An 18,782-nucleotide genomic window follows, 5' to 3' on the forward strand; every position below is an offset into this window, starting at 1 on the left:
CGTGATTGCGTGTCGAGCGCGCTTTCCCGCAGATATCGCACATCGCTGGCAGGTCGAGGCTGTGAGTGGCCATGCGTGGCCTAATGGCATGTGGACTCATGGATTGCTCCCCTGGGTGGTGTCTTGCAAAGCAATGGTCAGCAAGGCTTCGAACTCATCTACCGACAGCGGCTCCCAGCGGTCGTTGATCAGCTGATCGTGGTACCACTTGAGGCCGGAGTAGGAGACTCGCAAGCAGACTCCGCCCAGCATCACCAAGGGCGCCTGGCGCGCCGATGCCGGCAGAAGGAAAGGCGGATGGTTGGAAGCCGCGGACCTCACCGCCAAGTTCTCCATGGCCTGCATCAAGGTGGCGGGTATGGTCTTTGGAGTTGGCGCAGCCTGGTGCTGCCTGGCTGGCTTGCTGAGCCCTTCGCAGATGGCCTCCAGCTCTTCGTTGGTCGGCTTTTGGATGATCGACTTGCTGCAGTAGGGGCAGAACTCCATGCCGTTTTCGCGCGGGCCGTCTTCCATCAGGGTAAAGCTGTTGCTGCAGCTGGTGCCCCAGGCGAAGGTGCTATCCGTGAAGGTCCAGGTGCATCCGGGAGAGTCGCTCGGCTCTGCGCTGGCGGATAGGGCGGCCTTGATGCGCTTGAGCACAGCTGCGCTATTGGGCTCCATCCAGCTTGCATGCAGCGCTGCATCACGTAACAGCGCATCCTGCTCTGCTAGCTGGGCGCGCAGGGTGTCGAGTTGGGCGCGTAACGACGTGATAAGGTCGTCAGCTTCGATCTGCAGGTTCCGGTAATGCAGGTTTTCCTCGCTCAGTCGCTCGGTCTCGCGTGCGTCGGCAAAGCCCTGCACCTCTTGCTCGCGCCGGATAGCTATTTCTGCAACTGCTTTATGCTCGGTGTAGTTCCAGACGCGCCCAGGTTTGTTCTCTCGGTGTCGCCAGAGCACCGCTGTCGAGTCATGGCGTTCTGTGCTGGACGGGGTGAGGATGCGGTTCAGTTCGTCCGCTACGTCCTGCATGCCGACAGCTGCAGCTGCGTCGAGAGCTTGCTCCAAAAGCTCGCAGGGCACGCTGACCATTCGATTGGTGTTATTCATGGCTGCACCTCCAGAACGTGTCTATGGTGGAAGTGCCGGGCCTTTCCGGTTTTCACATTGGTGCCGAACAGCTCGCCTGGCCTGCTCCAATAAGCGCCGTGACCAGTGATTTCCACAGTAATGACATGGCCTCCTACATCAGCCAGCACTTTGGCCCCCTTGGGGGATGTGTGCTGGACTGCTGCGGAGTATCGGCGATTGGCAAAGTCGGCTGCCCTCATGGCGTCCTGCGCGTCGTTCATGTCGACGGCCAGATCTGCGAGATCCGGAGTTTCGACCAGAACGGCCGATTCGATCTGTTGCTCGCCGTTACGAGTTGCATCGAGCTTTGATTGGTACAGCCCGCCTGAGCCACACCAGATGGTCATTGGTGTCAGTCGATGAGCGGCTAGCTCCGACATCTGCCGGAACACCTCTTGGGCGATGAGCTCTGTGCTCATGTCGTGGAGGTGGCGAACGGATGAAAGTGCGTGCTCAAGCGAGGTCGCGGTGAATATGATGTGTTGAGTGCGGCTCATGCTGCCTTCCTCGCTTGCTGGTCGCTGTGTTGGATGCGGCGCTTCCACGGGTCATTGGCCCTGGCTAGGGCTGCCATTGGTGGCGGGCTGACGCTGTTGCCGCACATGTGCACCTGCTCGGTCTTGGTGAATGGCTTGCCGTCGGCGCCCTTGTCGATGATGTAGCTGGCCGGGAAGCCCTGGGCGCGGTAAAGCTCGTGCGGCTGGAGCATGCGCAGGCAGATATCGACGATCACGTACGGGGCACCCTTCACGAACACCGTGACGAGGCCCAGGCGATCCTTGGTGGTGACCGTAGGCGCTGGCGCGTCTGCTGCGCTGGTGTTCTCGGTGCCGTAGTAGCTGATGAGGAATGCGGCGACGCGCAGGGCGCCTTCTTCGTGCTCCGGCGATAGCTTGTACTCGACCAGGGCATGATGTTCGGCGCAGGCGGTCATGGTGGGTACTGGATCATCAACGGCGCGCCCAGTGCAGTTGCGGCGTAGGGTGGCCAGGCTGGCGGTCACCAGGCGCTGCTGGCTGCCGGTGTTGGTGACCGTGGTCATTGGCTCGTCGGCGCCCTTGGCCGGGGTGGTGTTGAAGCCGCCGTTGGCCTGCTCGATAAACGCAGTGCAGATGCCCATGGCGTGGGCGGCGCCGGCTGGACGCTGGTAGTTTCCGCCACTGGTGATGGTTGGCATCGGGTCGGTGATTGCCGCGCCATCGCTGTTGAAGCGGAACTTGACCAGGTGTGCCGACGCCAGTGCACGGTGGCTGCGCGTCATCAAGGTGCCCATGGGGTGATCGGCTGTTACTGGGTGGCCGGCATACACTGGACCGCCAGCGCCGACCATGACCGGACTCGCCATCATGAGCTCGCCGCGGTTGGCGGCAGTTACCGTGGGCAGCGGCTCGCTTGGATCGTTCACGCGGTCAGCACCCTGGTGCGTGGCCGGCAGGATGACAGCGCTCGACAACGCGTGCTTCGCGCCGGCGGCGACGATGGTCCCGAGTGGCTTGTCCAGTCCTGGAACTCGCGGTTGCTGCCCGGCGCGCTCGCCGTAACCGGTTTGAACCAGGGTAGGGCTAGCCATGGCGAACGAGCCGCCCCGTGGCCAGGAAGTGACGGTGCGCAGCGGCTCGTCAGTAGACTGGGCCAGTTCGCCCGACCAGTTCGCGATCGGCACGATGAAGGGTTGCGGGTTGTCCAGCACGAACTTCTTCATGCCTTTGGCTACCCTGCGCAAGGTGGCGGCGGCCAAATCCTTCTTGCGGCCGAAAATGCTCTTGCTCGGGACGCTCCAGTCAATGCAGTCGGCGGCGGTGCGCCATTTCTGCTGGCCCTTGGCTGGGTTCTTGGCGTGGGTAGGCCCCGGCCAGACGATTGGCTGGCCGTCGCAGCGGGCGATCATGAACAGGCGTTCGCGGCTGGTTGGCGCGCCGAAGTCGCAGGCCTTGATGATCCGCCATTCCACCTGGTAGCCCATGCCCTCAAGCAGCTGCACGAAGCGCCGCCAGGTGATGCCGCGTCGCTTCGGGTCGGGCACCAGGAACTGCTGCTGTACCGGTACGCGCTCACCGACGGCGGCCACAGTGCCGTCCAGCTTCATCACCCGGCCGGTGGCCTTGTCGCGCTTGGCGATCAGCGGACCCCACTGCAGGATCTGCTTCACGTTCTCGAGGCTGATGATCCGAGGCTTTTTCTTGCCGGCCCACTTGAGGCCGATCCACGACAGGTTGCGGATCTCGCGCTTGCGTGGCTGGCCGCCCGCGGCCTGGCTGTGGTGGGTGCAATCAGGGCTCATGTGGAACCAGCCCACCGGCCGGCCCTGGCACTCTTCGTCTGGATCTCCCTCGAAGACGTCGGTGGTGAAGTGGCGCGCCGCCGGGTGGTTCGCAGTGTGCATGCTGATCGCGGCCGGGCTGTGGTTCTTGGCTACATCAACCTTGCGGCCGAGGCCCATCTCTAAGCCGGTACCAGCACCGCCACCGCCACAGAAAAAGTCGACCACCAACTCGTCGTCCTGTGGCTCCAGCGCCAGGGAGAATTGGGTCTTGAAGTGTTGGGGGGTGGGTAGTTTTGCTGCAGAGATTAAGGTCATGCCTGTTGCCCTCCCTGATGCCCGTGCTCAGGGCGCAGGGCGCCGGCCTGCAGTAGCAGGGCGTCGTGGATGGCCAGGGCCATCTCATCGACGGAGGCGAACACTCCTGCAGCATTCCCCGCAAGCGTCGAGTTGATCGCGTCGGCGATGCAGTTGCATACGGCCTCTTCATCTGCGGTGAGTGCGAAGTAGGGGAGGTGCGTATACCCCTTGGCAAGCTGCGCGTGCGGGCGATCTGAAGCGAGTAGCGTTGCATCAGCGGGCGCTGCCTGGCGCAGCCTGTCGTGGGGTATCTGCAAATCGGTGGGGGCGCTGAGGGTGGAAATAATGCCTGCTGCTACGCAGCAGAGGCTCTTTGTTTTCTGCGCGTCGACGCCTGCAGCTTCACGGAGCAAAGCGGGGGCTCGGGTGGCGTTCACCTGATTTCCCGCGTACCCGCTTTCCTCCGAGGTCTGGGTCGGTGTCTGTCCCGGTGCGATGATGCGGGTATGTCCGGCGCACGGCGCGGATTCAAAGAGCAAGCCGGGGTGGTGGTGGGCCTGGTTCATGCTGCGGCCTCCTGCTCGGCGGGCTTCAGCAAGTTGGCGAGGTTGAGTGCCTCCAGGCGCAAACGACGCCCGTCGCGCTCGAGCTTCTTACCAGTTTTAAATGCGGCCCAGGTGTCTGCCGCAATGCGCAATGCTTCTCCGATCTCGGCAAGCACGTGGTAGTGGTGCTCCTGCAGGGAGCTTGCGTCTTCGAGCCGCTTGGCGTGATCTGCTAGGTGGCGGTGGTCGTTGCGCAGGAGCTCAAGGGACTCCTCGAGTTGCTGGATGGTCGCCTTGTGTTCGCGATCGCGCTCTATCTGGCCCTGAATTCGCCCTTCGTTGCGGCCAAACCAGTAAGCGTAAGCGAACAGTCCAATGACAAATGCGCTGATGACGATTAGGGCGATGACCTGTTGGGTGGTCATGGGTCTTGCTCCTTGTGGTGTGCGGGCCGGTGGTGGCGGCCCTGGTCGTGTGTTTACTGCTTTTCTTGCTCGGTCTGTCGAGACTGCTTTTCATCTGCCAGGTAAGCCCTGCTGTCGATAAGGGCGGCGACATGGCGGATGTGGGCGAACTTCAGGGCTTTCTGGCTGGTGTCCAGTGTTGTGACTGGCAGGCAGATTCGGCCCACTTTCAGCTGCTCGGCGAAGGTGTCTTCGTTAAGGTTGCGGAAGTACTGCAGGCGCACTTTGTCGATCGGGATGAGTACATCGCCGAAGGTGCGATAAAGCAGTTCAATCGTTGTTGTGTCCGGTGCGTGTGGTAGGCGCAGCGGGAGCTGGTCAAGAGTGCTCATCAGGCGTCGGGCTCTCCCTGAGCTTGTGGCGTGACGGGTGGTTCCAGGTGGTCTCGCAGTGTTTGCGTACCAGGGCCTGCCACTCTGTGGGGACCTGCAGGAGCGCAGCGTTGCGCTCCTCGCGGGTCTTGAGTTGTAGGATCTGGGCCGCGTACTGCCTAGGCCGCATAGCGCTTGTCTTCCGGTGGTGTCGGAAGCTGCAGTTGGAGCCGCTCAGCAAGCCAGGGGATCCCGGCCTGCTTCACACGGGTGGACTCGCTGTATTGCATGCCAGCTACGGGGTGGAACCAGCTGCCCTCCTTTTTCCGCAGGTAGTCGCGGTCCCGAGTGGGATAGCGAGGCAGGTTCTTCTGGTCCAGCAGGTCTTGTTCCCGCATTAGGCGGATCAGCTCGTTGCGCGAGATCCCAAACAGTTTCGCGGTTTGTGCAAGGTTGCGTTCCATGTCCATCCCCTACGCGGCGTCGTCGAGCAAGAGCTCGATTGGGGGCATGTCGGCGGTGTCCAGTTGGCCGTTGGCGATGGCCTCGAGGTGACTCGCGATCTTCCTGGTAGTAGCGATGCAGTTCGCTGGCAGTGTCAGGGTGTTCACTGTCGGCCCCATACGAACGATAACGGTCACCTGGTCGAGATAGACCTCGGTCTGGATCGTCGCCTTGGCCAGCGCACCGTTCGACTCATCGCGAAGGATGTGTGTGAAGTGTCCGGTCAGGTTGGTTTGTGCCTTGAGGCAAGTAAAGGCGTTATGACTGAGTGCATAGCTCATGCCGCATGCCCCCCATCGTCAGGGGTCAGTGGACGGATGATTGGTGTGGTGGGGCGGTGCTTTGTGGTGGAGAACGCGCAGCCGTGCTGTCTGGCCAGGCGGCGGACCTTAAAGATGAGGTCCGTGGATGCTGCGGCTGGGTGGACGTGTAGCGATGCAGTGGTGTGCATGGTGTTGCCTCACTCTGTGGTGGAAGAGTGGGGCAAATATCACGCGGCGTGCTTTATGTTGTCAACACGATTTGTTTTATTTTTTTGTGGTGTGCATAAATCGTGATGATTTCAGGATGCCGCCCACCAGGTGAATGTGTTCGATCTCGTCCTCTGCGATGTGGATCGGGGCGTGTTCGGCATTGACGCTATCGAAGCGATACATCCCATCGCGTAGGTAAATGAACTCCTTGATCATGGTGCGGCCGTTCGTGGTTCGGACCATTACCTCGTCGCCGCTGAAGAAGGTCTTGCTGGGTTCTACCAGCACATATTCTCCGTTCTTGATCCTGGGGTGCATGCTGTCCCCTGTCACCTTGAGGCCGTACGCCTTAGGGTCATCACTGTGGATATTCAGATAGCCATCACCATGCCCCGCCGGAAAATCCAGGGCTTCGAAGTAACCATTCACTCCGAGTTGTGCATAACCCACTACTGGCACCGCGCCCTCCAAGGCCCGTCTTGCAAAAGAAATGTTTGTGCTGGGGGCTGTACCGGGCTCCTCTGAGCCTTCCAGTAGGTCGCCTAGGGTTACCCCGAGTGCGGCGGCCATTCTCTCTATGTCGGCTAGGTTAGGCTCCCGAATCCCGCGCTCGTAGTTGCCAACACGCGACTGGGACTCCCAGCCACAGGCAATGGCAAGCGCCTGCTGGGTCAGGTGTTTGGCTTTACGAAACTGCTTGATGCGCTGTGCGAGTGTGTTCATCCCTGATTTTTAACACGTATTGAAATGTATTTTTTGCACTAATCGTGTTGTAAAGACCACGTCCTGTGTTACATTTTTGGTCGAGCCAACCGGAGTGTTCGTCATGAATCGAATTGCGGAAATGAGAAAGGGTGCGGGTATCAAGCAAAGGGAGCTGGTTGCTCGATTGGGATGGACCCAGACCCGAGTTAGTAACTATGAGTCTGGCAATCGCATGCCAGGGCTGAGCGAATGCCGCGCCATAACGGCAGCATTGAATGATTTGGGGGCGAAGTGTGCATTGGATGATGTCTTCCCACCTGAACTGGATGAGCCCCGAGCGGCCTAGCAGCGGAAAAAAAAAAAGGCGACCCAGCGGTCGCCCTGTTTCCCCCGGTAGTACCACCACAGTGCTACCGGGCCGTGTTCAAGTTGGGCGGGCACACCACGTATCCACTTGCCTTGATCACGGAGCCCAGGCACGAATGCCTGGGTTTGCTGCCTTCTCCACCACAGATAGGGCAGCGGTATGGCCCTCTCAAGCCATGCGGCGAGTGTAACACCACCGCTCGTCGCCGGCACTGGCAGCCTTTTAGGGGTAATGCCAGGTGTCGAAGGGAGGCGAGTAGTCGCCTCCGTCGCTCGGTAGTAGCACCACGATGCTGCCGGGTTGCGTGACAAGTGGGCGGGCACACCACATAGGTCCGCGCGCTTCGATCGCACCGCCCTGGCATGGAGCTGGAGCGGCGCCTCTTGCACCACAGGAGGCGATAGTTTCGCCTGGGGTAGTCAAAGGAGTGGCGCCCCGGCATGGAGCCGATCCGGCCTTTGGGCTGGCTGGCATTGCCCTCTCACAAGCTGTGCGGCGAAGGTCCCACCACGACTCGCCGCAGGCACAGGCTACCGACAAGGACAAACGCCATGAGCCGAATTGCAATGAGCTGCATTGAGCGCGCTAAGCGTGAGGTGTTGCCACTCGAACTCGCCCTTTATCATTCTGTACGGGACTATCCGGGCGGCGCTGCCGCCATCGCCGCGACCACCGGTCGAAACGCCACTACCCTGCAGCACAAACTCTCTCCCACTCATCCGACCCACACCGTCAACGTTCAAGAGTTCAGCGAGATACTCGAGCTGACGAAGGACCCCCGCATTCTGGACTCCGTGCATGCCATGGTGGGCGACACCATCTGGCAGGAGCTGTCGGACGTCTACACGCATGACATTCCTGAGACCCTGACCATGGGGCTCGCTGAGTTTTTCCGGCAGGTTGCCAGTTTGTCTGAGACCTGGGCGCACAGCATTAGCGACGGGAAAGTCGATGATCAGGAGCTGGCCCAGATCCAGCATCAGGTGTTCAGGGGTATCCAGGGGTTGCTGGGCATGTACCGCCGTGCTGAGTACGTCAACCAGACCACTCGGGGGGCGCACCGTGGGTGATGTTATCGATCGGGCGAACAGCCAGGCTCAATGGCACCTGGACACGGCTCTGGCGGCGGCAGCGGATCGCCGGGCAAGGGTAGTACGTGAGTCCCTGGCAGGCTGCATCGAATGTGATGAGCCCATCCCTGAAGCCAGGCGGGTGGCAGAAAAGGGCTGTGTGCGTTGCATTGAGTGCCAGGAGATCCATGAGGGTCGGAGGGCTCGATATGCTCGATAAGGTTCTCGATCAGCTGCACGACTACGGCCTCCAGCCAGATCAGCCGCTGGTCTTCGGCAAACTGACTCGCTGCCGTACTGAGCAGGACAAGGGGAAGGAGAAGAACGGCTGGTACGTCCTGCATGAGCACCGAACGGAGAAGGGAAATACCCTCATTTTCGGCAGCTTCGGGGACTGGCGCCACGGTGAGACGCAGAAGGTGAAGACGGATGGGCGAGGGCTGACCGCTGAAGAGCGTGAGGTTATGCGCGCCCGCCAGGCCGAGGCCAAGCTCCGTGCCGCCGAGATCGCAGCGAACGCTGCCCGTCGAGCTTCCAACCGGGCGTCTGGCATGTTCAAGCGCATGCCGGACAAGGGGCGCAGTCCCTACCTCGACCGTAAGCAGGTAGTCGGGTTCGGGGTGCGCTATGCGCCGAAGTCGGGCGCTGTGCTTATCCCCATGCAGAACGCCCAGGACACGATCGTCGGCCTGCAGGTGATCTATCCCACGATTCAGGACGACACCGGGCGTGACAAGTCCTACTGGCCGCACGGGATGGCGAAAGACGGTGCTTTCCACATGATTGGCGGCCATCCTGAACCGGGCGAGCCGGTGCTGGTGTGTGAGGGTTACGCGACCGGCGCTAGTCTGCATATGGCGACCTCCCAGGCGGTGGCCATCGCCTTCGATGCCGGCAACCTGCTGCCGGTAGCCAAACACATGCGCGAGCGCTTCCCTGGGCGGCCCATCATCATCTGCCGCGACGATGACTGGAAGACCACGCGGCCTAGCGGCGAGCCTTGGAATCCGGGTGAGGAAAAGGCTAACAATGCAGCGGTGGTAGTGGGCGGCCAGGTGGTCGCCCCGATCTTTTCCATCGAGCGGGAAGTGAAGTGGACCGACTTCAATGACTTGCACTGTGCAGAAGGCCTGGATGCTGTTCGGCGTCAGGTGATGGCGGTGATCAAGCCCCCGGCTACTGGCGGCTGGAAAGACATGTTGGCCCGTACTGAGAGCGGTTCGTTGATTGCCCATATGCAAAACGTCGAGCTCATCCTGAGCAACGACGAGCGCTGGGCCGGGGTGATCGGCTACAGCTCGTTCAGCTCAAAGATCGTGAAACTGCGAGCCGCGCCCTATGGGGGGGAGCCGGGTGAGTGGGGCGATATCGATGACACCCGCGTAATGAAGTGGCTGGCCCAGCAGTACAACCTTCGCGTCAAGGCGACGCATGTGGTGGAGGCCGTCAGTGTCGTGGCCCACGACAATGCCTTTCACCCTGTGCGTGAGTACCTGGCGAAGCTCGAGTGGGATCGCACCCCGCGGCTGGAGATTTGGCTGCACAAGGTGCTCGGTGTTGCGAGGAACGACTACAGTGCCAAAGTCGGCAAGCGCTGGATGATTTCGGCTGTCGCTCGGGTCATGCGTGCTGGCTGCAAGGCTGACAACGTCTTGATACTTGAGGGGGCGCAAGGGGCGGGCAAGTCCACCGCCATGAGCGTCCTGGGCGGTGAGTGGTTCATGGACACGCCCTTCACGCTGGGCGACAAGGACGCCTTCCAAGCGATCCGGGGGAAGTGGATCGTCGAGCTCGGCGAGCTGGATAGTTTCAACAAGGCTGAGAGCACCAAGGCTAAGCAGTTCTTTTCGGCATCCATCGACACATACCGCGAAAGCTATGGCCGCAGAACAAGCGATGTGCCACGCCAGTGTGTTTTCGTGGGTACGACCAACCAGGATGAATACCTCAAGGACGCCACAGGGAACCGCCGCTATTGGCCGGTGGCGTGCACCAAGGTCGACCTCGAGACGTTAAGGCGTGTACGGGATCAGCTGTGGGCAGAGGCGGTCTTCTGCTACCTGGCCGGCGACATCTGGTGGGTGGCCCGTGAGGAGGAAGAGCTGTTCACGCGCGAACAGGAGGAGCGTTTCGTCGTAGATGAGTGGGAGGGGCCAATCCTCGATTGGCTGGAAAAGTCCCAGGTTGGCGAAACGGTCACGGGCAGTGAGCTGTTGAAGGACGCCTTGAATCTGGATTTCGGCCACTGGGGGAAGCCCGAGCAGATGCGGGTGGGAGCCATCATGCACCGCCTGGGGTGGCGTCGGCGGCGTATGCCAGCACTGCAGAAAAGTGGGGTGCGTCCCTGGGCTTACCAGAAGCCGAAGGGGTGGGGTACACCAAGCCCACTCGAGCAGTCTGTGGCGATGGCAAAGGAGGAGTGCTTTTGATCAAGCACATCGACGAGATGCTGAAGCTGTGGGCGCAGGAGCTGCACACCCCGGATCTGCGTGGTAGTGGTTCAGGAGGCGGTAGCATGCTGGGCCTGTTGATGGACTGCCAGGGGGAGTTAATCCGTGGCACTCGGGGTAGCAGGGTGCTGCTGGATGAGTCGGCTGATATTGAGATCATCGTGAACAAGCACCTCGAGCCGCAGCTGTACATCATCGTCAGGGAGCACTACTGCAACCAGGACAGCTTCCTCGAGCAGAAGATGGCTTATTGCAGATGCAGCAGAAAGACGTACTATGACCGCCTCCACCAGGCCCATGTGGCTATTCAGGGGCTGCTGAAAGGGAAGAAGGCTGCATGATCCGCGTTGCTCTGTCCCGCCGTCCCTCTCTTGTCCTGCCTCCTTTTTATCGGGTCGGCCAAGCCAAGGCCACGGAATTGGCGGACTGTCCCGCTGTCCCACCTTCCACCCGCAGGCGCGCATGTAGGGCGCATGCATAGCGTTACGCGCGCGTTGCGCGCAGCGTGTTAATAATTCCTCCCTTATACGTGAGAAAGTGTTAAAACAGTTAGACGGTGGGACAGCCCTTGATTTTAAAGGCCTCAGCTAGTCCCACCGATTGCGAACGCCTTGGGACTCTTGGGACTTCACTAAAGCGAAAGAAAGCCGGGCGGATGTATTCTCCAGACATTCGCCAGACATTTCCCCGGTGTTTACCACTTATTGGGGGGTGGCATTAAAACTTGCTTGCTGCCAGGAAACTCGACCTGTAAAAAGTACCCATCTTCGAGACGTGCGGGCGCACAAAGCAGCCCGCCACACACCAGAAACCCCGGCCTTGGCGCCGGGGTTTTTGCATTTGGGGGAAGGGATGAACAGCGAGCAACAAGCCTTAGCCGAGCTGCCGGTCTGGATGGTGATCGTGCTGTCCCTGGTGGGCGGTGTGTCGGGGGAGATGTGGCGGGCGGACAAGGCGGGCGCCCGAGGCTGGGGGTTGGTTCGTCGCTTGGCCCTGCGGTCTGGGGCCTGCGTTACCTGCGGACTCTCGGCCAACATGCTCCTGTACGCACTGGGGGCTTCGGTCTGGGCGGCGGCGGCGGTGGGTTGCTTGACCGCGATGGCCGGCGCCGATGTGGCGATCAACCTCTACGAGCGCTGGGCCGCCAAGCGGCTGGGGCTGGCCCAGGTGCCGCCAGCAGGCAGCGAGGCAGGCCAGTGAACCGCCCGGAGTCCTGGGTGGGGCCGGGGACCCTGGCGATATGGCCGGGGTACGGGACCGGGAACCCGCGATTCTTTGTTAGCGGACGGTTCACCAGCTTAGTGAACTGCGGTGAACTGGTTAACCCCTTGAGTTCATTGGGTGAACTGGACTTTCCGACATGACTTTCCTCACCAAATCGGAGTTCGCCGCCCGCAACGGGTGGTCGAAATCCTACGTTTCCAAACTCGCCAAGCAAGAGCGTCTGGTGCTGAGCGCCGACGGCAAGGTCGACGTCGAAGCCACTGATGCGCTGCTGGCTGAATCGGCTGATCCGAGCAAGGCCGCCGTCGCGGCCCGGCATGAAGAAAACCGGATTGAGCGCGATGTCCGAAGCCACCTCCAACCTGGCGGCGACACACCTGCGGTGCAGCCACCGGAAATGCCGGCTGGCGCGGGCCACAACTTCCAGCGCTCGAAGGCGCACCGCGAGTTCTACCTCGCCCAGCTGGCCGAGGCCGAGTTCCACAAGATCCAGGGCAGCCTGGTCGAGCGGCTGGCCGTTGAAGACGCAGCCTTCACTGCTGGCCGGATGCTTCGCGACCGGTTCTTTGGGTTGAAGCCGCAATTGGCTGCCGAGCTCGCCGGGATGAGCGACCCGTGGGAAATCGAGCAGCACCTCGACAAGGCCTTTCGCCGCGTCTTCACCGAGGCCGCCAAGATGAACAGCGCCGACCTCGACCGAGCCATCACACAGAGCTAAGCCTATGCCCACCGGATACGCAGACGGTGCAAAGGTGTACCGCGAAGCGTATTGCCGAGGGCTGACACCTGACCCTGATCTGTGGGTCGATGAGTGGGCAGATGATTTCATGCTGATCCCCCGTGACACGGGGGCAGCAGAACCTGGCAAGTACCGCACCGCGCGCACACCGTATGCCCGCGAACCGATGCGCTGCCTGTCGCCTGCCCACCCGTGCAAGCGGGTGGTGACCAAGGTCGCCTCGCAGCTGATGAAAACCCAAATCGCCTTAAACTGGATCGGCGCGCTGATCCACATGGCGCCCTCCAACATCCTGACGCTGCTGCCCAGCTTGGCCTTGGCCAAGCGGGTCTCCGCGCGGATTGGCAAGACCATCGAGGCAACGCCCGAGCTCAAGGCGCGCGTCGCGGCGAGCCGGTCCAGGGATGCCCGCAACACCATGGACACCAAGGAGTTCGAGGGCGGCACGTTGTACGCGACGACCGCCGGCTCGGCCGCCAACCTGTCCGAGCTGTCGGCCCGCTATATCTACGGCGACGAAGTCGACCGCTGGGACGTTGACGTCGACCAGGAAGGCGACCCGATCAAGCTGGCCGAGGCGCGGGGCAGTACCTTTGGCCGCAACGCCAAGTTCTATTTCTCCAGCTCCCCGCTGATCAAGGGCGCATCCCGGATCGACGATCTCTTCATGATGGGAGATCAGCGGCACTACTACGTGCCGTGCCCAACCTGTGGGCACATGCAGGTCCTGAAGTGGGAGCGGCTGTTGTACTCGCAAGACTTCAGCGCGGTGCATTACCAGTGCGAAGGGGCCGATTGTGATGTGCTGATCGAGGAGCACCATAAAGCCGACATGCTGGCAAACGGCGAGTGGCGCGCCCACGCCGAGGGCGATGGAGAGACGGTCAGCTTCCACCTCAACGCGCTATATGCCCCGTTGGGCTGGCACTCCTGGGCCATGCTGGCGCGCGAATTTGAGGAGGCAAAGCGTGCCCAGGATCGCGGCGACCTCGAGCCCATGCAGGTGTTCTACAACACCCGCCTGGCTGAGGTCTGGGACAGTGCGATCGAGCAGACCAAGGCCGAGGTGCTGCAGGCCCGAGCGCTGCAAGAAGACTACGTGCTGGGCACCTTGCCCGTGGGGGCGCTAGCGCTGACGGCCGCCGTCGACGTCCAGGCCAACCGCCTGGAGTTGATGGTCATGGCCTGGGGCGCTGGCATGGAGCGCTGGGTGGTCGATCACCAGGTGATCCCTGGCGATCCAGCCGACGAGCGCACCTGGGCGCTGTTGGATGACCGCCTGAAGATTCGGTACCTCCATCCTTGCGGCGTAAGCCTGGGGATCCTGGCTGCCGGCATCGACTCCGGCGGTCACCATACTCACGAGGTCTACCAGTTCACCCGCGTGCGCCGATGGCGCAATGTGTTCGCGCTCAAGGGCGCGAGCAAGCCAGGCCGCCCAGTGATTGCCCAGCGCCCGTCGCAGGTGGACGTCACCTGGAAAGGCCAGACAGAGCGCAACGGCGCCGAGCTCTGGATCGTCGGTACCGACACGGCCAAGGACTGGATCTACAACCGCTACAGCTTCGAGAAGGGGCCGGGCGCGCTGCACTTCGCCAAGGACCTGCCGGACGAGTTCTTCCAGCAGTGTGTGGCCGAGCGCAAGATCGCTCGCTACGTGAAGGGCTATAAGCGGATCGAATGGGTCAAGAGCAAAGCCGAGCGCAACGAGGCGCTGGACCTCATGGTTTACAACCTGGCCATGGCCAACTTCCTCGGCCTGCACCGATATGGCGAGCACGACTGGGACAAGCTGCGGCAGGCACTTGCGCAGGCCAGCCTGTTCGACCAGGGCGAGCAGCAGCCAGCCCGGCCCCAGGCCCTCGAGCCTGATGACGACCAGGACGAAGACGACGCGCAGTCGGCACCTGCCCCGGCACCCGTCAGGCGCAGCGAGCCGCGGCCACCGACGTCGGCCCCGCAGGCCGCACCTCAATCTATGCAACGCCGCAGCTCCAGCAGCGGCTACCTGAAGAGACGCTGACATGGCCTACACCAAAGCACACCTCGACGCTGTCGAGCGGGCGATCGCGCGCGGCGAGAAGATAGTTCGCTACTCGGACCGCACCGTCGAGTATCGAACGGTCGATGAGCTGATCAAGGCCCGCGACCTCATCCGCACCGAGCTGGTGAGCGCCGCGGGACCACGCTCGCGGGTGACTCGCATCTACCACGGGGGCAAGGGACTGTGAGCGGACGCTATCTGTCCCTTGGCCGCTCCGGCATCCTGGTGCCGGAGCGAATCAAGGCCAGTTACGAAGGCGCCGCCGAGGGACGGCGCTCATCAGGATGGGACGCGCCGGACACAGGCGTGAACAGCCTGATCATGCCGGCCATGCGCAACCTGCGATCCCGCTCCCGCAGCGCGGTTCGCAATGACCCCTACGCGGCCAATGTCATCGACAAGCGCGTCAGCAACCTGATCGGCACCGGCATCACCCCGCATCCGCGATTGCTCGACAAGGCTGTACGTAGGGCGATGCAGGAGCTATGGGAGGACTGGGTCGATGAGGCGGACGCCGATCAGCTCACCGACTTCTACGGCCAGCAGGCCCTGGTGGCGCGTACCGTGGAGCAGTCAGGCGAATGCTTTATCCGCCTGCGTCCGCGTCGTCTGGAGGATGGCTACGCAGTGCCGCTGCAGTTGCAGTGCCTGTCGCCGGAGTTCGTCCCCCATGACAAGTTCGAGGTGACCCGCTTCGGCAACGTTATCCGGGCCGGGATCGAGTTCAACGGCATGGGCCGGCGCGTGGCGTATTGGTGCTATCGCAACCACCCCAGTGACAAGACCACGCTGAATGTCGGCTACAACCAGTTGGTGCGGATACCGGCCGAGCAGATGTTGCACGTGTTCGAGCCACTCGAGCCTGGCCAACTGCGCGGGGTGCCGCGTTTGGCGCCGGTACTGAAGCGCCTGCGCAGCCTGGACAACTTCGATGACGCGGTATTGTTCCGGCAGGAAGTGGCGAACCTGTTCGCAGGCTTCGTGCGCAAGCCCTCCCCGGAAGGTCTCCCGCCGCTCGATCCGGTCACCGGAGCGCCAGTCAGCTTCGAACGCGACGGCTTCACGCCGATGGTGGGGCTCGAGCCCGGCACGATGCAGGAACTGCTCCCTGGTGAGCAGGTCGAGTTCTCGGATCCGCCGGACGCTGGCAACAACTACCCCGACTTCATGCGGCAGCAGCTGATGGCTGCAGCAGCAGGGACGGGGCTGCCCTATGAACTGATGACCGGCGATATGCAGGGTGTGAATGACCGTGCGATTCGTGTGGTGCTGACCGAGTTCCGGCGGCGGCTGGAGCAGCTCCAGTTCCAAGTCTATGTCCACCAGTTGTGCCGGCCCGTGCGTCAGGCCTGGCTGGATATGGCTTTTCTGGCTGGAGTGCTCGACCTTCCGGATTACGCACAGCGCCGCCGGGAGTACCAGCGCACCCGGTGGGTTCCGCAGGGCTGGGCCTACATCCATCCGGTGCAGGACGTTCAATCACGGCAGATGGAAATTGCCGCTGGCTTCAAGTCGCGCAGCGAGACCTGCTTGCGCGACGGGACCGATGCAGAGGTGGTCGACGAAGAGAACGCCGCCGATCTCGCCCGGGCGAAGGACTTGGGCCTCCAGTACACCACGTTGTCGGCGGTCGAAGAGGACCCCGAAGAGAAGGAGAAATCATGAAACCGTTGATGCCGTTCCGCATCTTCAACAAGGCGCCCTCGGCGCCGAAGGTCGAAGACCAGCACTGGTACAAGATCAGCGCAGCGGCCGAAGGCGAGGGCGCTGCCAACACCGAGCCTGTCCCCATCGAAATCTACATCTACGGTGAGATCGGTGGCTGGGGCATCACTGCGAACGAGTTTATCAAGGATTTGAAGGCGATCGATGACGGCGTGTCGCCGGTCGTGGTGGCGTTCAACACCATTGGTGGTGACCTGTTCGACGGCCTGGCCATTCACAACGCGCTGAATCGCCTTGGCGAGCGTTGCACCGCGCGTATCGATGCGCTGGCCGCCAGTGCCGGCAGTGTCGCGGCCTGTGGCGCCCACCGCCTGGTCATGGCTTCTAACGCCATGCTGATGGTGCACAACCCGTGGACCTGGACCAGCGGCGATGCCGAGGACCTGCGCCGCGTCGCTGACGTCCTGGACCAGACCTTCGAAGCCATCATCGCGGCGTACCGGGCCAAGGCCCCAGACATCGACGACGCCGAGCTGCGCCGGATGGTCAACGATGAAACCTGGCTGACGGCTCAGGAGGCCTTGGCGCTGGGCCTGGCTGATGAGGTGGGCACCGGGGTCGAGGTCAAAGCCTGCCTGGCGCAGGGCGCAGCGATGAAGCGATACCGCCAGACGCCGCAGGCGCTGCTGGATCAGCTGGCCGATCAGACGCCGGACGATGCCCCAACAACTCCACCTGCAGCAACCCCGCCTGATCCAGCAGCCTCCACGGCGCTGGCGCTGATGATCACCCAGGATTGCGCCAAGGCCGGTATCAGCAACCTGGCGGCCACGCTGATCGCTTCGACCAAGTTGATCGACAAGGCCACGGTGCAGGCCGCGCTGATCCGGGCAAAGGGGGTTCACGATTTATGCGTGGCGGCGCGGTTGCCCGAGCTCACCGAGGAGTTCGTGACGGCCGGCCTGGGCCATGACGCGGTACGCGCGCGGCTGTTCGAGAAACTGGTCAGCTCCGGCAAGGGCTTCGAGATCGACAACAGCCTGCCTCCGGCCGATGACGAGCCTGACAAGATCAAGTCCCAGCTACCCAATCCATCCAGCATCTGGGCTGCCCGCCGGCAGGCCGCCACGAAAGGAGCATGAGCATGAGCACCATCCAACGAGAACCGGTTCACGCCGGGGAGTTTCTGCTGTCCGAAGGCAACGGCCAGATTTCACGCGAGGCGATCAGCGTTGTAGCCGGCCCGGCCCTGGTCGCCGGCCAGTTGCTCGGTTTGGTCACGGCAAGCGGTGAGTTCACCGCCTACAGCCCCGCAGCTGAAGACGGCAGCGAGAAAGCCGTGTGCATCCTGTTTGCCTCGCTTGGCGAGTCGGAAACCGTGCGCCGCGGTCGCGCGGTAGTACGGCTGGCCGAAGTGAGCGAAGCCCTACTGACCGGGCTCGACGCTGACGCTGAGCAGGCCCTGGCGGCGCACCACATCATCCTGCGCTGACCAACACCCACTGTCCCATCAACCCCGCCTCGAGCGGGGTTCTTACTTTCTGGAGTGCCTCATGGCTGAGATTGCCATTTTTCAAGACGATGCTTTCAGCGTTGCAGCCCTGACTGCTGCCATCAATGAGCAGGAGTACGTGCCCGGCCGCCTGGCCGCGCTCGGTCTGTTCCAGGAGGAGGGTGTCACTACCCTCACCGTGCAGATCGAGAAGGACGGCGATACGCTCGCCCTGGTACCGGCCGGTGAGCGCGGCACCTCTGGCCTGGTGGTGGCCGGCAGCAAGCGCAACCTGATCCCGTTCAACACCGTGCACCTGCCGCAACGCTTTGCGATCAAGGCGGACGAGATCCAAGGGATCCGCGCTTTCGGCTCCCTGACCGAGCTGCAGGCTGTGCAGGCGGTAGTGAACAAGCGCCTGGCCAAGGCCCGTAGCCAGCTGGATGCGACCCACGAGTTTCATCGTATGGGGGCAATCAACGGCAAGGTGTTCGACGCCGACGGGACCTCGGTGTTGCTGGACATTTACAAGGTCTTCGGTGTGCAGCAGCAGAAGCTGTCGATGGGGCTCAATGACCCGGAGGCGAATGTCCAGGGGCAGTGTGTGGATGCCCTCGACATGCAGGAGGACGCGCTCGGCAATGTCACCACCACTGGTGCTCGCGCCTTCTGCGGTAAGACGTTCTGGAAGAAGCTGATCGCGCACAAGTCGGTAGTCGATACCTACAAGGGCAGCCAACAGGCCGCAGCCTTGCGCGGTGATGGGCGTGAGTCGTTCGAGTTTGGTGGCATCAGCTGGGAGCGTTACCGCGGCAAGGTAGGCGGTGTTGCGTTCGTTGCCGACGACGAAGCCCGCCTGGTGCCGGAGGGTGTATCGGAACTGTTCCTCTCGGTTTATGCACCTGCTGACTACATCGAGACTGTTAACACCGAGGGGCTGCCGTACTACAGCAAGCTTGAGGAGATGTCGTTCGGGAAGGGGGTCGCTGGCGAGGCCCAGTCCAACCCGCTGCATCTCTGCACCCGGCCCCGTGCCGTCATCCGCCTGACTCTCTGATC

The 18,782-nt window shown here is 62.3% G+C and carries 22 protein-coding genes; 13 read left to right on the forward strand and 9 right to left on the reverse strand.

Going from position 1 to position 18,782, the window contains the following annotated elements; genetic code table 11:
* Window positions 1-96: 96 nt before the first annotated feature.
* The 9 genes from NJG22_RS08825 to NJG22_RS08865 form a co-directional block, all read right to left on the reverse strand.
* Window positions 97-1,089 carry a hypothetical protein gene (locus tag NJG22_RS08825; protein ID WP_253093778.1) on the reverse strand — a complete coding sequence of 331 codons (993 nt, stop codon included), beginning with the start codon at window positions 1,087-1,089 and terminating at the stop codon, window positions 97-99.
* A complete protein-coding gene (locus tag NJG22_RS08830) occupies window positions 1,086-1,607 on the reverse strand; it encodes a hypothetical protein (RefSeq protein WP_253093780.1) in 522 nt (173 codons plus the stop codon). The genes NJG22_RS08825 and NJG22_RS08830 overlap by 4 nt, the downstream gene beginning before the upstream one ends.
* Window positions 1,604-3,688, reverse strand: coding sequence for a DNA cytosine methyltransferase (locus NJG22_RS08835; RefSeq protein ID WP_253093782.1), 2,085 nt, complete (start codon window positions 3,686-3,688; stop codon window positions 1,604-1,606). Before NJG22_RS08835 ends, NJG22_RS08830 begins: the two co-directional genes overlap by 4 nt.
* The gene (locus NJG22_RS08840) at window positions 3,685-4,236 is read right to left on the reverse strand and encodes a hypothetical protein (protein WP_253093784.1); all 552 of its coding nucleotides are present in this window, start codon (window positions 4,234-4,236) and stop codon (window positions 3,685-3,687) included. The genes NJG22_RS08835 and NJG22_RS08840 overlap by 4 nt, the downstream gene beginning before the upstream one ends.
* On the reverse strand, window positions 4,233-4,640 hold the full coding sequence (locus tag NJG22_RS08845) for a hypothetical protein (RefSeq protein ID WP_253093786.1): 408 nt from the start codon (window positions 4,638-4,640) through the stop codon (window positions 4,233-4,235). Before NJG22_RS08845 ends, NJG22_RS08840 begins: the two co-directional genes overlap by 4 nt.
* A gap of 53 nt (window positions 4,641-4,693) precedes the next feature.
* Window positions 4,694-5,011: a pyocin activator PrtN family protein gene (locus NJG22_RS08850; RefSeq protein ID WP_253093788.1), complete on the reverse strand. Its 318-nt coding sequence runs from the start codon at window positions 5,009-5,011 to the stop codon at window positions 4,694-4,696.
* Window positions 5,012-5,169: 158 nt separating this feature from the next.
* Window positions 5,170-5,454, reverse strand: a complete 285-nt coding sequence (locus NJG22_RS08855) for a phage antirepressor KilAC domain-containing protein (protein WP_253093794.1) — start codon at window positions 5,452-5,454, stop codon at window positions 5,170-5,172.
* Between the two features lie 9 nt (window positions 5,455-5,463).
* Window positions 5,464-5,775: a hypothetical protein gene (locus tag NJG22_RS08860; protein WP_253093796.1), complete on the reverse strand. Its 312-nt coding sequence runs from the start codon at window positions 5,773-5,775 to the stop codon at window positions 5,464-5,466.
* Between the two features lie 246 nt (window positions 5,776-6,021).
* Window positions 6,022-6,690: a S24 family peptidase gene (locus NJG22_RS08865; RefSeq protein ID WP_253093798.1), complete on the reverse strand. Its 669-nt coding sequence runs from the start codon at window positions 6,688-6,690 to the stop codon at window positions 6,022-6,024.
* Window positions 6,691-6,793: 103 nt separating this feature from the next.
* Here NJG22_RS08865 and NJG22_RS08870 point away from each other — a divergent pair, with 103 nt between their 5' ends.
* The 13 genes from NJG22_RS08870 to NJG22_RS08930 all read left to right on the forward strand — a co-directional run bounded on the left by NJG22_RS08870 (window position 6,794) and on the right by NJG22_RS08930 (window position 18,780).
* On the forward strand, window positions 6,794-7,018 hold the full coding sequence (locus NJG22_RS08870; RefSeq protein WP_253093799.1) for a helix-turn-helix transcriptional regulator: 225 nt from the start codon (window positions 6,794-6,796) through the stop codon (window positions 7,016-7,018).
* 572 nt (window positions 7,019-7,590) lie between these two features.
* On the forward strand, window positions 7,591-8,109 hold the full coding sequence (locus NJG22_RS08875) for a phage regulatory CII family protein (RefSeq protein WP_253093801.1): 519 nt from the start codon (window positions 7,591-7,593) through the stop codon (window positions 8,107-8,109).
* On the forward strand, window positions 7,991-8,329 hold the full coding sequence (locus NJG22_RS08880; RefSeq protein WP_253093803.1) for a TraR/DksA C4-type zinc finger protein: 339 nt from the start codon (window positions 7,991-7,993) through the stop codon (window positions 8,327-8,329). Before NJG22_RS08875 ends, NJG22_RS08880 begins: the two co-directional genes overlap by 119 nt.
* The gene (locus tag NJG22_RS08885) at window positions 8,319-10,538 is read left to right on the forward strand and encodes a VapE domain-containing protein (protein WP_253093805.1); all 2,220 of its coding nucleotides are present in this window, start codon (window positions 8,319-8,321) and stop codon (window positions 10,536-10,538) included. Before NJG22_RS08880 ends, NJG22_RS08885 begins: the two co-directional genes overlap by 11 nt.
* Complete coding sequence (locus NJG22_RS08890) at window positions 10,535-10,900, forward strand: hypothetical protein (protein ID WP_253093807.1); 366 nt, start codon at window positions 10,535-10,537, stop codon at window positions 10,898-10,900. The genes NJG22_RS08885 and NJG22_RS08890 overlap by 4 nt, the downstream gene beginning before the upstream one ends.
* A gap of 511 nt (window positions 10,901-11,411) precedes the next feature.
* Window positions 11,412-11,759 (forward strand): phage holin family protein, encoded by a 348-nt coding sequence (locus NJG22_RS08895; RefSeq protein WP_253093809.1) that lies wholly within the window; start codon window positions 11,412-11,414, stop codon window positions 11,757-11,759.
* Window positions 11,760-11,919: 160 nt separating this feature from the next.
* The gene (locus NJG22_RS08900) at window positions 11,920-12,501 is read left to right on the forward strand and encodes a terminase small subunit (RefSeq protein ID WP_253093811.1); all 582 of its coding nucleotides are present in this window, start codon (window positions 11,920-11,922) and stop codon (window positions 12,499-12,501) included.
* Between the two features lie 4 nt (window positions 12,502-12,505).
* Complete coding sequence (locus NJG22_RS08905; protein WP_253093812.1) at window positions 12,506-14,545, forward strand: phage terminase large subunit family protein; 2,040 nt, start codon at window positions 12,506-12,508, stop codon at window positions 14,543-14,545.
* Window position 14,546: 1 nt separating this feature from the next.
* The gene (locus tag NJG22_RS08910) at window positions 14,547-14,753 is read left to right on the forward strand and encodes a hypothetical protein (RefSeq protein ID WP_119140031.1); all 207 of its coding nucleotides are present in this window, start codon (window positions 14,547-14,549) and stop codon (window positions 14,751-14,753) included.
* The gene (locus NJG22_RS08915; protein WP_253093814.1) at window positions 14,750-16,231 is read left to right on the forward strand and encodes a phage portal protein; all 1,482 of its coding nucleotides are present in this window, start codon (window positions 14,750-14,752) and stop codon (window positions 16,229-16,231) included. The genes NJG22_RS08910 and NJG22_RS08915 overlap by 4 nt, the downstream gene beginning before the upstream one ends.
* Window positions 16,228-17,373, forward strand: a complete 1,146-nt coding sequence (locus tag NJG22_RS08920) for a head maturation protease, ClpP-related (RefSeq protein WP_253093816.1) — start codon at window positions 16,228-16,230, stop codon at window positions 17,371-17,373. The genes NJG22_RS08915 and NJG22_RS08920 overlap by 4 nt, the downstream gene beginning before the upstream one ends.
* Window positions 17,374-17,375: 2 nt before the next feature.
* A complete protein-coding gene (locus tag NJG22_RS08925; protein WP_253093817.1) occupies window positions 17,376-17,723 on the forward strand; it encodes a head decoration protein in 348 nt (115 codons plus the stop codon).
* 61 nt (window positions 17,724-17,784) lie between these two features.
* On the forward strand, window positions 17,785-18,780 hold the full coding sequence (locus NJG22_RS08930) for a major capsid protein (RefSeq protein WP_253093819.1): 996 nt from the start codon (window positions 17,785-17,787) through the stop codon (window positions 18,778-18,780).
* The last annotated feature ends 2 nt before the right edge of the window (window positions 18,781-18,782 follow it).

This window comes from Pseudomonas sp. VA159-2 (genome assembly GCF_024126635.1).
GTDB classification, from domain to species: Bacteria; Pseudomonadota; Gammaproteobacteria; order Pseudomonadales; family Pseudomonadaceae; genus Aquipseudomonas; species Aquipseudomonas muyukensis.